The organism is Pseudomonas fluorescens group sp. (genome assembly GCF_020093335.1).
Classification (GTDB): domain Bacteria; phylum Pseudomonadota; class Gammaproteobacteria; order Pseudomonadales; family Pseudomonadaceae; genus Aquipseudomonas; species Aquipseudomonas petroselini.
In genome coordinates this window covers 50,830-62,646 of sequence record NZ_JAIOKW010000001.1, presented here as the reverse complement: position 1 = coordinate 62,646, position 11,817 = coordinate 50,830, and the positions used below count along the sequence as shown (strand labels likewise).

20 protein-coding genes are annotated in these 11,817 nt (G+C 59.4%); 1 reads left to right on the top strand and 19 read right to left on the bottom strand.

All coding sequences use genetic code 11. The annotated features are described in order from the left end of the window. Positions 1-60: 60 nt before the first annotated feature. From K7431_RS00415 to K7431_RS00355, 13 genes are all read right to left on the bottom strand, one after another. A complete protein-coding gene (locus K7431_RS00415; protein ID WP_012724060.1) occupies positions 61-477 on the bottom strand; it encodes a phage tail terminator-like protein in 417 nt (138 codons plus the stop codon). After that, complete coding sequence (locus K7431_RS00410) at positions 474-1,130, bottom strand: hypothetical protein (protein WP_012724059.1); 657 nt, start codon at positions 1,128-1,130, stop codon at positions 474-476. The genes K7431_RS00415 and K7431_RS00410 overlap by 4 nt, the downstream gene beginning before the upstream one ends. Position 1,131: 1 nt before the next feature. Next, positions 1,132-1,524, bottom strand: coding sequence for a hypothetical protein (locus tag K7431_RS00405; protein WP_012724058.1), 393 nt, complete (start codon positions 1,522-1,524; stop codon positions 1,132-1,134). 2 nt (positions 1,525-1,526) lie between these two features. Further along, on the bottom strand, positions 1,527-1,904 hold the full coding sequence (locus K7431_RS00400; protein ID WP_012724057.1) for a hypothetical protein: 378 nt from the start codon (positions 1,902-1,904) through the stop codon (positions 1,527-1,529). A 10-nt stretch (positions 1,905-1,914) separates the two neighbouring features. After that, on the bottom strand, positions 1,915-2,220 hold the full coding sequence (locus K7431_RS00395) for a HeH/LEM domain-containing protein (RefSeq protein ID WP_012724056.1): 306 nt from the start codon (positions 2,218-2,220) through the stop codon (positions 1,915-1,917). Between the two features lie 55 nt (positions 2,221-2,275). Continuing rightward, entirely contained in the window at positions 2,276-3,253 is a 978-nt protein-coding gene (locus tag K7431_RS00390) for a major capsid protein (RefSeq protein ID WP_012724055.1), read from the bottom strand. 3 nt (positions 3,254-3,256) lie between these two features. Then, a complete protein-coding gene (locus K7431_RS00385) occupies positions 3,257-4,024 on the bottom strand; it encodes a hypothetical protein (RefSeq protein WP_012724054.1) in 768 nt (255 codons plus the stop codon). A gap of 98 nt (positions 4,025-4,122) precedes the next feature. After that, positions 4,123-4,341 carry a hypothetical protein gene (locus tag K7431_RS00380; protein ID WP_012724053.1) on the bottom strand — a complete coding sequence of 73 codons (219 nt, stop codon included), beginning with the start codon at positions 4,339-4,341 and terminating at the stop codon, positions 4,123-4,125. 70 nt (positions 4,342-4,411) lie between these two features. Continuing rightward, on the bottom strand, positions 4,412-4,900 hold the full coding sequence (locus tag K7431_RS00375) for a DnaT-like ssDNA-binding protein (protein ID WP_012724052.1): 489 nt from the start codon (positions 4,898-4,900) through the stop codon (positions 4,412-4,414). An 8-nt stretch (positions 4,901-4,908) separates the two neighbouring features. Next, entirely contained in the window at positions 4,909-6,021 is a 1,113-nt protein-coding gene (locus K7431_RS00370) for a minor capsid protein (protein ID WP_255610689.1), read from the bottom strand. Continuing rightward, positions 5,939-7,399 (bottom strand): DUF4055 domain-containing protein, encoded by a 1,461-nt coding sequence (locus K7431_RS00365; protein WP_012724050.1) that lies wholly within the window; start codon positions 7,397-7,399, stop codon positions 5,939-5,941. The genes K7431_RS00370 and K7431_RS00365 overlap by 83 nt, the downstream gene beginning before the upstream one ends. Further along, the gene (locus K7431_RS00360; protein WP_012724049.1) at positions 7,399-8,889 is read right to left on the bottom strand and encodes a terminase; all 1,491 of its coding nucleotides are present in this window, start codon (positions 8,887-8,889) and stop codon (positions 7,399-7,401) included. Before K7431_RS00360 ends, K7431_RS00365 begins: the two co-directional genes overlap by 1 nt. 1 nt (position 8,890) lies before the next feature. Next, positions 8,891-9,490, bottom strand: a complete 600-nt coding sequence (locus K7431_RS00355) for a hypothetical protein (RefSeq protein WP_012724048.1) — start codon at positions 9,488-9,490, stop codon at positions 8,891-8,893. A gap of 89 nt (positions 9,491-9,579) precedes the next feature. Between K7431_RS00355 and K7431_RS00350 the strand changes: the two genes are divergently transcribed. Beyond that, on the top strand, positions 9,580-9,801 hold the full coding sequence (locus tag K7431_RS00350; protein ID WP_012724047.1) for a hypothetical protein: 222 nt from the start codon (positions 9,580-9,582) through the stop codon (positions 9,799-9,801). Between the two features lie 50 nt (positions 9,802-9,851). Here the strand turns inward: K7431_RS00350 and K7431_RS00345 are convergent, their stop codons facing one another. The 6 genes from K7431_RS00345 to K7431_RS00320 all read right to left on the bottom strand — a co-directional run bounded on the left by K7431_RS00345 (position 9,852) and on the right by K7431_RS00320 (position 11,814). Further along, positions 9,852-10,106 carry a hypothetical protein gene (locus tag K7431_RS00345; protein WP_012724046.1) on the bottom strand — a complete coding sequence of 85 codons (255 nt, stop codon included), beginning with the start codon at positions 10,104-10,106 and terminating at the stop codon, positions 9,852-9,854. Next, positions 10,103-10,294: a hypothetical protein gene (locus tag K7431_RS00340; protein WP_012724045.1), complete on the bottom strand. Its 192-nt coding sequence runs from the start codon at positions 10,292-10,294 to the stop codon at positions 10,103-10,105. Before K7431_RS00340 ends, K7431_RS00345 begins: the two co-directional genes overlap by 4 nt. After that, positions 10,291-10,506, bottom strand: coding sequence for a hypothetical protein (locus K7431_RS00335; RefSeq protein WP_012724044.1), 216 nt, complete (start codon positions 10,504-10,506; stop codon positions 10,291-10,293). The genes K7431_RS00340 and K7431_RS00335 overlap by 4 nt, the downstream gene beginning before the upstream one ends. 53 nt (positions 10,507-10,559) lie before the next feature. After that, complete coding sequence (locus K7431_RS00330; RefSeq protein ID WP_012724043.1) at positions 10,560-10,898, bottom strand: hypothetical protein; 339 nt, start codon at positions 10,896-10,898, stop codon at positions 10,560-10,562. Then, complete coding sequence (locus K7431_RS00325; RefSeq protein ID WP_012724042.1) at positions 10,898-11,269, bottom strand: hypothetical protein; 372 nt, start codon at positions 11,267-11,269, stop codon at positions 10,898-10,900. Before K7431_RS00325 ends, K7431_RS00330 begins: the two co-directional genes overlap by 1 nt. A 209-nt stretch (positions 11,270-11,478) precedes the next feature. Then, positions 11,479-11,814 (bottom strand): hypothetical protein, encoded by a 336-nt coding sequence (locus K7431_RS00320; protein ID WP_012724041.1) that lies wholly within the window; start codon positions 11,812-11,814, stop codon positions 11,479-11,481. Positions 11,815-11,817: the final 3 nt, after the last annotated feature.

Below are 11,817 nucleotides of genomic sequence, written 5' to 3'. Positions count from 1 at the left end.
TTTGCAGATGTGAAAAAACCCGCTCAATGGCGGGTCTTTGGGTTTGCCTAATGGGCGGGATCAGTTGGTGTCGGCTCGGTACAAGAACGAGACTGGAGCGGTGTAAGTTGAATCGCCTGTGATGCCGGGCCCTGGGTCAACTGGCGACATGGTCACCACGGTGACCGCGCCCTTCGTGTCCCTGGCGTATAGCGGGAACAAGCCAACCAGTTCGGTGGTAATTGGGTTGGTCTTGATCTTGCCGGTGCCCGCCGGCGCGATGATGCTGACCTGAAACACGCCGGTGAACAGCCGGTGATCACCGCCGAGCGTGTTGCTCGCGGTGTCGCCCGGGATAGTGAAGGCTCGCAGGTAGGTCTCGCCTTCCGCTGGCGAGTAGGCCGTGTTCTCGAAAACGATCTTGAGCTTGTCCGACCTGGCAGCGTTCCAGGCGATCAGCTTGGCCTCGTAGATCGAGGCGATGATTGCGTGACTCATACCTGGTTGTTCCTGATGGCCTCCAGCACGATCTGCTGGAAGCGAGCCACGGTTACCCGGACCATACCGCCGGGGGCCTGGGTGGAATGGCCGAACTCCAACGGGATCGCGTAGGGCAAGTTGTTGACGATGTAGGCCATCTGGCCGGCGGTGAAGTCACTCATCGCGGCAACCATTGCAGCAGTGGTTTCGGCGCCGCTCGGGTCAACCTCATCAAAGGTGACGCTCTCTACCACGCCAAGCGATATGTGCCAGTTCGCCCGGAACCGCCCACCGACGTAGTCACTGCCAGCGACCAAGCCGTTCACATTGAAGTTCTGGTCTCGCTCGGTCTTTGTCAGGGGTTTGGCATACTTCACACCCTTTCGCAGTTTGCCAGCTTTGGTGAAGTTCGATTCGTTGAGGTTGATGAGCGTATTGCGGACCGCGACCTTGAAGTCATAGTCGTCGGCCGCCCGGGTGTTCACCTCACGGTGAGCGACGTTTGCGGCCCAGATCTCCGGGTTACCCACGGGGGACATCCGGATCAGGCTGCTGCCGACTTCGATGATGATTTCGCGCACACTGGCGTCAATGGCTTCGCTGGTCTGGGCGGCGAACTCGGCCAGGCTCAGGGCGAAGCTGCCGGACTGGCCTGCGCCTTTACTTGCCATGTCACTTCCTCAACTGAGCCGTCCACGTCGCATCAGCCGGATCAGCTGACACGTTCATCACCCGCAGCCCGTTGACGATATCGCCAATGGCCGGGGCAGCCGGTACCGCCGTCGGAACGCCGGCCTCCGACAGGAACAGCTCGTTTTGCAGCACCAGCAGCTTCTTGTCGGTGGTCTGGATGAGCGAACCGTCGATCTCCTTGGACATGTAGCTGCCCAGAACACCGCGCCCAATGTAATTGACGGTGGTCTCAGGCGTTTCGCCGCCCAGGTCCGGATCATACTCGCCCGCAACCTTGCGCACGCCCGTCACGGGCTTAACCGCGTCGGTCAGCCCATCGGGATCGTCGAACGCCTCGGCCAATTCAGCCTGGATCTCTTCGCGCATGCCCATGATCAGATCCTTTTCAGCATCATCACGCCAGAGCGCTTGATCCAAGGCTCCAGCAGCGCCAGGGCGAAGTTGACGCCCGCCGACTGGTCGGTAGAGCCTGCCACGTACGTTTTGCTCACCGACGTGCCGGACTGCGCGGATACGGTCTTGCTCTGCACTTCCTTCTGCGTTGCTGTGTACAGCTTGCCCGCCGCCGCCTCTTTGGCGACCTGGGCGCCAGCTGTTTTGATCTCGGCCGGGACCGGATCAGGAACAGCCCGCTTAATCTTGGCAGTGAGCCAGGCGTTTGCCATGGTCACAGCAAGGACCGGATCACCGGTGCCGGCCCAGCCAGGACCCAGCGAGGTATCAACATCGGCAACGGTGATGAAGTCGGTCATATGCTTGTCCTTATTTCGCTGGCACCAGGGCCTGCAGGTCTTCTTTCTTGGCGGACGGGTCGAAGGCAATGCCCTTCTCGGTCAGCCATTCTTTCAGCTCGGGGACCTTCATTTTCAGAGGGTCGGTTTCTTTGTTCTCTGGCTCCTTGCCGTCGGAAACCTTGATGCCAGCCGCTTGGTAGGCATCGAAGATATCCGGCGCATCGCCCTCGACGACAACCTCAGTCGCGGTGCCGATCACCCCAAAGAACTCGCTCAACAGGCGGTAGCACACGCCGCGCTCTTTGCCCGGTTTGTCCGTGTAGATCACTTTCATGAATCACCTCAAAAGCATCCCGGCGCCATAAGGGCGCCAGGCTGTGTGGGCCGAATTACGGCGTGGTGGTACCGCTGATCACAGCGGCGAACGGAACCTGCTTGCGGCTGAACACACGTTGCCAGTTCGCAGCAGCTGCGTACTGAGTCGCGGTTGGGCTGAGGTTCTGAGCCTCGGAACCCTTCCAGCTGAAGCCGGCAGGCTGGAGGATGTAAGTCTTCCGCTCCCACAGCACCTCGGCACCGCCACCGTTACCGCCGCCCGGCTTACGCTCCAGTTCTACCGGAACCTTCGGCGTGCCTTCGCCGTAACCGAACGCGCCCTGGCCGAAGAACACGGACAGATACTTGCCCGCGCCATACACCAGGGCATCGTCCATGAACACTGGCTTGCCGAGGTATGTGGCCAGGATGATCTTGCCGTCGGAGTCACGCAGATACTCAATGAGGTCCTGCTTGACCATCTGGTTCATCACCACCGAGTGCACGCCGATCGCGCCGAACTGGTCGGCCGCATCGCCGGCGGTAAACGCGGCATCCTGAAAGGCATTCGCGCTGATGGTCGCACCCGCGTCGATGACCATGTCACCGCCGTTGTTCGCGATGTTCGACGCGATGATGCCGCGAGCGGCACCCAGAGTGTAGCGCTGCCACTGGCGAGTCCAGTAGGTGCCGAAGCGGTTGCGGATCTGCTGCTGAGGCTCGCTGTTCGCAAGCTCAGCGGTCAGGTCAGTAACGCCGTAGCCTTTGTTGAGATACAGAACCCGGGCACGCATGCTGTCCTGGGTGACTTTGCCGACTTCGCCCTGGTCGTTCGGGTCGTCGTTGCTGATGTTCGGGGCTTCATCAGCGTTGAGATCCTGCCAGTAGCTGATCTCGGCGGTGCCCTGGCTGCCGGAGGCGATCGCGTCCAGCACGGGCGAGCGGGTCACAATGCCCGACTCGTATACAGCGGTCTTTTCTGGGCTGTTAACCGGCGCCAGGGAGGCGTAGTAGTCACCGACGAAGATGTCGGTCAGTTGGGTAGTTGCCATGGATTAGGTTCCTTTGGTGGCCTGGATTTTCTTGAAGAGCTCAGGGTTGTCACGGGCGATCGCAGCGCGCTCGGTTTCCGTGTACTCGCCCCACTTTTTCGTGGCCTTGCCACCGTTGTCGCCGGTCTGCCCGGCACCCTGAGCCCTTGGCCACAGGTGTGTTGCTGTTTCACGCAGCGACTCCGCCCATTCGAGCGGCGACAGCGGGGTTTTCCCGTCCTTCCCGTAAACGACCTCGCCGTCACGGTCGGTGGCAATCGCCTCGCCGTCTTCACTGAGTTTGAAAGTGCCCCGGGCGCGCAGGATGATGTCCTCGGCAGCCTCGGGGAGCGCGCCGGCCTTGATGGCAGCAGCGCGGATGGAATCGGCCAGCACCTTGTCGCTGTACTTGGCGGCGAAGGCCTCGGCCTTGTCAGCACGGGTCTTCTCAGCAGCCAGCTTGGTGTCGTAATCGGTGCGCAGGCGCTCGGTGCGCTTGGTGATGACCTCGTCGAGCTTGCCCTCAGCCAGCAGGCGGGTCTCCTCATCCTGACCCACCTTGGTGAGCAGGGCCTTCACCGCGTTGATGTCCAGGCCTTCGAACTGGGTCTTGAAACCATCCAATTCTGTTTTGGTGGTCCGGAGGGAGGCGAGCAATTCGCTATTTTTGGTCTTGAGCCCAGCGACTTGTTGATCAATCAGCGCCTGAATCTCAGGAGTGATCGCCGGACCGCCGCCACCCTCGCCGCCTTCGCCGGCTGCATTCAGAAAAAGTTGTTTAAGCTTGAACATGGGTATCCCCTCGGGATTTCTGGGCTGCCGACCTAATCAGCAGGCATAAAAAAACCCCGGCATTGCCGAGGTTTGTGAACTTCAAATTGGGTTATGAGTTAGCTATCGCGCTCAATGGTTACAACCATTTGCTGAATGTGCGGCGTTGATTTACTGCAATGCCAGGCTGCACTCTTTAGGTTTTTGGTCCCTTTCTCTATTTCGTCGGCCAGCTCACGCAGAATTTTCGGAGCGTGTGGAGTGAAATCAAACTCCATAATTTCTGATTTCGGACTGAGCGCCTTGATAGCACGCGCAACGTCTTCCCTATCCGTCATGATAAAGCGCCTCTTTTGATATCTAGGCCGTTACACATGGGGACTTAGACGCTTTAATTCAAGCCCATATTCATGAATCCACTACCGACAGGCCGCGCATCATCAGGTAATCGGCGAACTGCGTCCTGCTCGGCGCGTATGGCGGCGGACGCATGCGAAAGCCTGGCGTATCGCGATTGAGCCGCGTGCGCCGGCCATTGGGCTCAGTGCAATGCGTTGGCTCCTCGATATGGAAGCCCTGGTCGACAGCGTATAGCTCGACCGCCAGCCGTACCTGGCCCCATTCAAGCTCAAAGGGCACGAACGTCTCGGACAACGTCTGGTATTCGATCTTGCAGTCACGCCGGGGCCAGGACATTGCCTGCTCAGGATTGGCCTTACGACCCTTCCACTGGCGACCGTTGATGTCGGCCGCGGCGCGCAGCAGCAGTTCGACCTGGTCAGCCTCTGCTTCAGGTATCCGGAACCCGTAGTAGTCGCGGTAGAAGGTCAGCTTCTCCAGCGGCACGAAGCTATTCGCGTCTGGCCTGCCCTTACCGTCTTCAACGATGATCTGCATGCGCTATCTCAACCTGGTGGAGCGCCGAGTGTAACGCCTGCTCGGGTGAACATGTCGGGCTCTGCCTCCTTCAGCTGCGCCAACGTCAGCGGTTTAAACGACTTATCCAGCTGCAGCTTGGCGAACTTCTCCGGCGTCAGTCCTCCATCGCGGAACAACTTGCCCCGGACCGGCCCGAGGGCGTGATCCTGAAAGCTCGCTGGCTGCGTTGCCAGCCACTCGTAATAGTTCAGGCCTGCGTCGACCTGGGCCCCACCGTTATCGCCCACGGATGCGCGCGTGGCGTCCTTGGCGAACATCTCCGAAAGCCTGGTGGTCGGCACCGTGGTTGATCGGCAGTTGATGTGCGCCGGCGGCAGCGGGCCTTTGCCCAGATCGAAGCGCATGCCATCCAGGCCCTTACATTGCTGCGAGGTCTTGCGGTCGAGCGTCGACACCCAGCGGTAGCCCAGCACCACGTCACTATTGGCCTTCAGCGTCTCCATTCGTGCCGTGGTGGCTACGTGCTGGATTGCCGTCTGCACCACGGCGGCAGCGTTGCGGTTGCTCACCGCTAGGACGCCGTCCGTGAAGTTCTGCGCCGCGGTACCGCGAATCGCCTGGATGATCTGGGCATTGGTCTGGCCCTGGCCGAAGCCGAGCCGGATTGTGTTCGTGACGCGCATCGTCTCGGTGCGAGTCCAGCCGCTGACGAAGCTCTTCAGCAGCTTGCCGCCGTCGATGCCCTTCACCTGTAGCGGATAGGAGAACACAGCCGCGCGAATCACCGTGTTGGTCGGCACCACCGCGTCGATGGAGAGTGCGTTACTCAGGCTTTTAGCCTCGAAGGTCGACTCATAAAGGGCGATATCAACCAGATCAGCCTGGACCAGGTCGCCGTATGCCTTGTAGATATCCAGTAGCTTGCCATCCACCCGGGCCAGAAACTGCTCAAGGCGGTCCCGGCTGTAGGTGGTCAGCTCCTTGCGGGTCAACTGCTCCCGCACCAGCGTATCGATGTGGCGCAGGTACTTTTCGAACTTCTTGACCTCGCCGGCCTTAAGCCGCTCCAGCATTACCGAGTGGCGCGTCGTCTGCTCCAACAGTTGGCTGTCCGCCTGCACCAGGTTTGTCGATGGCATCGTCTTTGTCCAAATTGATGCCGGCCGACTCGCGCTCATCGCTGATCAGTTCGGCTTCGTCTTCGTATGGGCGCTCCGGCAGCTTGCCGGTGGTAAGGTACTGCCAGTAGGTGTCGGCGCTGATCGTGCCGGCCATCACACCCTTGAGCAGCTCGGCGAGCACCTGGGCGTCGACCACCGGGGTCACGAACTCAGGGTTAACCTTGAACTTGACCTGCTTGGGGTCGTAGCCCTTCCATTCGGCGGCGTAACGCAGGCCCTGCTCCACTGCCTCGGCCACCGTGATGACGATGCTATGCAGCGTGGCGTGCTGGTCGTTCTGGCGTGTTTTGCGCGCCTCACCCGACTCGGTTCCGGCCACGTCCATGACTTTCGCGCCGGCCTCAAGCGCGGCGTTTTTCTGGTCGTCCATGGCTTTGCGCACGGCTTCAATACCCGCGCCCTGGAACTCCAAGTAGCCGCATTCGCCGTTTGGGCCCAGGTCCCATGCCGCAGATGGGCCGGTGACGCTCAGCTCTACAGCCTCATCCAGCCCAGAAACCCAAGGCTGCGGGTGGCTGGTCTGATGCAGCGACGTGAAGTAGTCGGCGCTCAACTGGTAGGACTTCAGTGCGGCCCGCGCCATGGTCAGCAGCGGCACCTCATCCACTTCTGGCGAGTTGTCTGTCGATCCGCAGTAGATCACCGGCAAGTACGACAGGCCTTTGACCAGGCGGTTGTCAGTTCCTGTTGTGCCCAGCGGCTTTTCGTCCTCGACCAGTTCACCGCCTTCATTCCGCACGGCGGTGTAGCAGACCTCGCCCTGCATGAAGAACTCACGGAACACCGTGTCGCAGTCATGGCTGTAGCGGTCGCCGCCCTTCTTACGGAACTCGCGGAACACAGAGAGGACCAGGTCCTGCCGCCCACCTTGATCAGCCGTGTCCCAGTTGATGGCATTGCGCGTGGCGTACGTCGAGAAATAAGGCTCGCCGCTCTCATCGATGTTCACCACCAGCGGCACCCGGCCGTGCGAGATAGCCTGGCGCACCATGCGGAAGAACAACTGCTTCAAGCCGAAGCCGTCAGCAGTGGCGTTGTCTTCCAGCCCTTTCAGGCCGCTGGGCAGCTCCATCTCCGGGATCAGCCGAGAAACCAGGCCCATCATTGAGCGCAGTGAGTCACGCACCCAGTGCTCGTACTGGGCCCGATCGGTGTAGTTCTGGTACAGGTGCTTGTTGCCGGAGGCGTCGATCTTCTCGGCCTCAACCATACCGCTCGGCTTAGACAGATTGCGCTCGTTGCGCTTCACCGCGCACTCGCCCTCGAGCGCGTCGTCCATCATTTCCCATTCGGCGATGTGCGCGTCGTAGTCGGGGTTTGTCGATTGCACTGGCATCAGGCCAAGCCTCCAATTCGGCGTGTTCCGCCTGTGCGTTTGCGTCGGCCCATCGAGACGGCGAAGTAGCGGAAGGCGTCCGCGCCGTGCGATGACCAGTCGTGAAGTGGTTTGTCTTTCCAGCAGCCCCGCTTGTCGTCCCACTCCTTTCGGTAGTTCTCCAGGCAGGAAATACCCAGTTCGCACTTGGACTCATCGAAGGCACAGGCCGGAAGGATCTCCCGAACCTGCTCAATGCCTTCGTCGATGCCCAGCTTTGGAACAACGCTGAACTTGAGGCTGTATTTTTGTCCGTCGATCTCGTAGCCCTCACGGGCCAGTTCGCGCCGAGTCTTGCCGTCGCTGCCGAATTCGCGGTTATCAATGTCGTGCGGGCCCCAGTGATCGCCATACGTGTATTTGCGATCTTTGAGCACCTTCATGTAGTGCCGAAGGCCTTCACCGCTGTTCTCGTAGAAGTCGATGACGTGATATTCCTCGCCGACAATCCGGACAAACCAGATGGCCGTGGAGTCGCCGACGCCGATATCCCATATCGTGTGCACCGGCAGATGACTGTTGTCCGGTAGCGCGCCAATCCTCTGCGCTCCATACAGCTTGGTGAACTGTTTGGCGTAGTAGGCACCCTCAATCGACTGCTGGAAGGCTTCCGCCGGCAGTGACGGGTATTCCCGCTTCATGTCGTCGCCGAGGGTCTTCTCCTTGGCGGCGTACCAGGCGCGCTGGCCAGGGTTCGTGTCGATGCCCTGCTTTGCGAATAGCTCGTTGAAGTAGTCGGTCAGGCGCTGCGGGATGACAACGTCAGTCGGGTCAAGCCAGTAGGCCTTGTTGTTCCACCAACTGAAGAAAAAGAACTTCCAATCCAGCAGGCCTAGCGGGACACCGGCTAATTGCTGGCGCTCCGCTGACTGGCTGTAATCAAAGAAATACCCGGCCCGGCCTTCAGCGGTCGATTCGATGGTGACGAAACACTCAGCAGCGACAGCCTCGAAAGCACCGGTGACGATCTCCCGCGCCTTGTGCGGAAACTTGGCGCAGATCTTTCCGAACTCGGATACGTGCAGGTATCGCAGCGTGCCGCCCCGGAACGAGGTGGAAACGTAAAGCGAACCACCCTTACTGAACACCAGCTCGCCGGCAGCGTCGCTCCGCGCCGGGTTGGCGGCACGCAGCTCTTTCGGCAGGTTGTCGTAGGCGTATTTGACCTTTTCTCGAAACAGGCGCTTCGCGTCGTTCAGTGTGTGAGCGATCAAGGCGCACTTGGCAGCCTCGAACAACGCTGCATCCAACTGAACGATGCACACCAGCGTTGTAAAGCCAAGCTGGCGAGCTTTCAGGATGATATTCCGGGTATGCATCCCCTGGAAGTAGTCGATCTGCTCCTGCGTCATGCGGAAGCGAACCTTCTTACCCTGCTTGTCGGTGATGAAGTAGAGATTATTCAGTCGCCAGAACCGATCCCGAAGCAGTTTCATGTGCTCGGGTTTCATATCAGGCGTCCTGTGTTAATTCATCCATCATCTTCGAGATCTCGTCGGCGTCGTCCGTCTTCTCCTTCTCGTCCAGGCTGAATGCCTGACGCTCCAGAACCTGCAGGTTCTTCATTGCAGAGGAAAGCTGAAACAGGGTTTTGGAATTGCTGGGTAGCGCGACAGCAGCGAGCATCGAGGCCCGGCGCATGCCGTTATTGTCCTCGTCAGTCTCGTCGATGATCGCGTCTTCGATCTCTTCGCGGCGCTGGATGGTATTGAGCAAGTCATCCATCAGCAGGTTCGCAAGGTTCGTGGCCTTGCGAATGTCTCGGCGATGGCTGCGAACCACCCGAGCCCCTTCTTCTGCGGCCTCCTCGATGATCTCGGCGTCAAGTTCGCAGTTCGCGCCTTGGTCGTTGCGAACCTCGCCGCGAACCAGCTTGCTGCGAACCTCTTTGCGCACTTGGTCAGAAAGGTCTCGCGCCCATCCCTGAACCTTGGCTTTCTTCCGAATTGCCGTGTCGCTTACGCCTTGACGCTCAGCGATAGTTCTGATGGAAAGCGAACCAGCCCGGTAGGCACGTTCGATCGCCTCCCAATCGGGCTGCTTGGTTGTCATAAATTGTTTCACCTAACTCGGAAAATCACTTGAAAACAAGGCAGTTAGCCACCATAAACAACAACCACTAACAAGGATGGAGCTTCACCATGGCGAAAACCAAATACCCCGCGCGCCTGATCGCACACATCGAAAACTCATATACAACCGTGAATAAGGAGTTTCCAGACGCAATTGGGACTGCAAAATTCACGTTCGATGACAAGTCAATCTGTAATGTATTCGAGAACGGAAGCGTTACTTTCCAGGGTAAAGCCAGCTCGATTAAGGGTGAAATCGAAGCCCAGATCGTCATTATCGATCGCGGCTAACCTACATCTACTCCCCCCCGCAAATAGTGCCGCGCTAATGTGCGGCACACCTACCCTTCTCCTTGATCCAGCAGCACATCAATCAGCTTCTGCTCACCCAGGCGCATAGCACCGAGGCATTGGAGGTCATCGCACTTAGGACCGAGGCCGAACACTGTCACCTCTCCCTTCGCGCCGATAAGCGTCAAGGCGCCAACCGTGCACTCGGGATGCTCACCGGCGTCGAGGTCATCGGCAATCTTGCGCAGGGTCTTGGCGGCATCGCGCCAGTCTTCCCGCTTGAACTCCAAAACCTTGATGGTCATTCGGTCACCATCTGATGAGTTTGTGCGTGGGTGTGACCGTGGAGCAGGCTCACGATCAGCCCCTGGGGCAGCCCGGCTTCCTTGGCGGCGTCCACGGCATCGGCAATGGCCTTGTCGAGAGCGCTTACAGCAGAGTTGATGTCCTGGCTCATCGGTAGCGCGTGGCGCAGGCGGGTGACGCTGCTCATGTGTTGTGCCCTTCCAGCGGCTGAGCAAAGGTGAACTTCACGCCATCATCCGGGCAATACGCGGAATATGTGGAGCTCTGAAGGATCACACCGTCGACCAGCACCTCTGAAGCGGCATCACCATACTTGGCGATCAGCGCAGCCTTCAGGTCATCCGCAGACAAGGTGAGCGTGATGTCGTTGAAGTGGATCAGCGTCTTCTTGATGCTCATGGCAACCTCCTTGCACGCGCCACGATTTGGCGCATTCGAAAACGTGGCGCGGACTACGGCGCCTGCCGCTCTAACGCTTCGTTGGCTTTCTCGGCCGCCTTGCTCGCCGTGTCGGCCGCCTGGACGGCAGAGTTCGACGCCTCTTGCACCTTCACCGCGGCGTCCTGGGTCTTCTCGGCCAAACTGTTCAGGCGCACATCGCGCTTACCCAGGGCGGCGTCATAGGCGGCGCGCACCTCTGCAAGTTGCTTGGTCTGCTCACTGCTGGCTGACCAGACGCCAGCCTGCCAGCCCAGAGCAAAACCACCGGTAACCAGCAACAGCGCGATTACCCACACTTCGGCTCGCCTCCACCAGTGGCGGGCGATGAAGTTGATTGCACATCTGTCCATCAGGCAACTCCTCCCAGCTTGGTGCGCAGGCGGTTGATCTCGTCGCTCTGCTGCGTCACACGATCAGTAAGCTGCGCGACCTGGCTGGTGAGCGCTTCAATCTTGCCCTCCATCCGTCCAACCGCCGCGGCGAGTTCGTTGCGCTCCTTGGCGAATTGGTCGGCGCGGGCCTCGGCGGCGTTGGCACGGGCTCGCTCAGTGTCGAGCAGTTCATTCAGCCGGCGGACGGTGCCAATGTCGGCGTTATCCATTGCCCGATCGGTAGCGTCCTTGGAGAGGAATTTCCTCAACCACAACAGACCACCGAGCAGCACAGTGCCGGTACCGCCAAGCCACGCGAACGTGCCTGGCCCCAGGTCGTTAGGATCCATCGCCACTCCATAGAGAAAGGTGGCCGAGGTACGACCTGTACAGATAAGTCAGCTCCAGCAGCACTCCCAGCTCGGAGCAATGGGTGTGGTGGAGCCGAAAACGAAAAGGCCCCGCCCGATGGCGAGGCCTTGAATAGTTGCGCGACCTAAGCCGCGCGATATTTCTTGGTAGGCCCGCACTTATGCAGGCCTGCCGTCTTCAGCGTGAGTTACGCCACAGTGCCGTCGGCGTTGAGATAGTCCCAGCGCATATACACGGGAATGTTGTAACTGTCGCTCAACTGCATATATACCCCAAGACCCGCAGGAATCACGATGGGTTGAAAAACCTCACCCCCTGTATGAATGATCGGTAGAGTAAATTTAAAACGATCTGGTGGCGGGGTCAGTCCAACACTTACGGTGTTTTGGATCCAGGTACGGATGTCATAAAAAATGATGCCATTCACGTTTTGTTGTGGTGTGAACAACGTAGCCACATCGCTGGCGCGGCCACTGAAAGTCAGGTCGTTTTTGAAGTGTTTGCCGAGTACTCGTACAGTCATTTT

What these genes read in the sequence shown, in the direction of transcription:
- K7431_RS00355 (WP_012724048.1), bottom strand. Translation starts at nt 9,490, where the DNA reads ATGACAACCAAGCAGCCCGATTGGGAGGCGATCGAACGTGCCTACCGG.
- K7431_RS00360 (WP_012724049.1), bottom strand. Translation starts at nt 8,889, where the DNA reads ATGAAACCCGAGCACATGAAACTGCTTCGGGATCGGTTCTGGCGACTG.
- K7431_RS00335 (WP_012724044.1), bottom strand. Translation starts at nt 10,506, where the DNA reads ATGAGCATCAAGAAGACGCTGATCCACTTCAACGACATCACGCTCACC.
- K7431_RS00405 (WP_012724058.1), bottom strand. Translation starts at nt 1,524, where the DNA reads ATGGGCATGCGCGAAGAGATCCAGGCTGAATTGGCCGAGGCGTTCGAC.
- K7431_RS00325 (WP_012724042.1), bottom strand. Translation starts at nt 11,269, where the DNA reads ATGGATCCTAACGACCTGGGGCCAGGCACGTTCGCGTGGCTTGGCGGT.
- K7431_RS00380 (WP_012724053.1), bottom strand. Translation starts at nt 4,341, where the DNA reads ATGACGGATAGGGAAGACGTTGCGCGTGCTATCAAGGCGCTCAGTCCG.
- K7431_RS00345 (WP_012724046.1), bottom strand. Translation starts at nt 10,106, where the DNA reads ATGACCATCAAGGTTTTGGAGTTCAAGCGGGAAGACTGGCGCGATGCC.
- K7431_RS00375 (WP_012724052.1), bottom strand. Translation starts at nt 4,900, where the DNA reads ATGCAGATCATCGTTGAAGACGGTAAGGGCAGGCCAGACGCGAATAGC.
- K7431_RS00330 (WP_012724043.1), bottom strand. Translation starts at nt 10,898, where the DNA reads ATGGACAGATGTGCAATCAACTTCATCGCCCGCCACTGGTGGAGGCGA.
- K7431_RS00365 (WP_012724050.1), bottom strand. Translation starts at nt 7,399, where the DNA reads ATGCCAGTGCAATCGACAAACCCCGACTACGACGCGCACATCGCCGAA.
- K7431_RS00350 (WP_012724047.1), top strand. Translation starts at nt 9,580, where the DNA reads ATGGCGAAAACCAAATACCCCGCGCGCCTGATCGCACACATCGAAAAC.
- K7431_RS00370 (WP_255610689.1), bottom strand. Translation starts at nt 6,021, where the DNA reads ATGCCATCGACAAACCTGGTGCAGGCGGACAGCCAACTGTTGGAGCAG.
- K7431_RS00400 (WP_012724057.1), bottom strand. Translation starts at nt 1,904, where the DNA reads ATGACCGACTTCATCACCGTTGCCGATGTTGATACCTCGCTGGGTCCT.
- K7431_RS00395 (WP_012724056.1), bottom strand. Translation starts at nt 2,220, where the DNA reads ATGAAAGTGATCTACACGGACAAACCGGGCAAAGAGCGCGGCGTGTGC.
- K7431_RS00410 (WP_012724059.1), bottom strand. Translation starts at nt 1,130, where the DNA reads ATGGCAAGTAAAGGCGCAGGCCAGTCCGGCAGCTTCGCCCTGAGCCTG.
- K7431_RS00415 (WP_012724060.1), bottom strand. Translation starts at nt 477, where the DNA reads ATGAGTCACGCAATCATCGCCTCGATCTACGAGGCCAAGCTGATCGCC.
- K7431_RS00390 (WP_012724055.1), bottom strand. Translation starts at nt 3,253, where the DNA reads ATGGCAACTACCCAACTGACCGACATCTTCGTCGGTGACTACTACGCC.
- K7431_RS00385 (WP_012724054.1), bottom strand. Translation starts at nt 4,024, where the DNA reads ATGTTCAAGCTTAAACAACTTTTTCTGAATGCAGCCGGCGAAGGCGGC.
- K7431_RS00320 (WP_012724041.1), bottom strand. Translation starts at nt 11,814, where the DNA reads ATGACTGTACGAGTACTCGGCAAACACTTCAAAAACGACCTGACTTTC.
- K7431_RS00340 (WP_012724045.1), bottom strand. Translation starts at nt 10,294, where the DNA reads ATGAGCAGCGTCACCCGCCTGCGCCACGCGCTACCGATGAGCCAGGAC.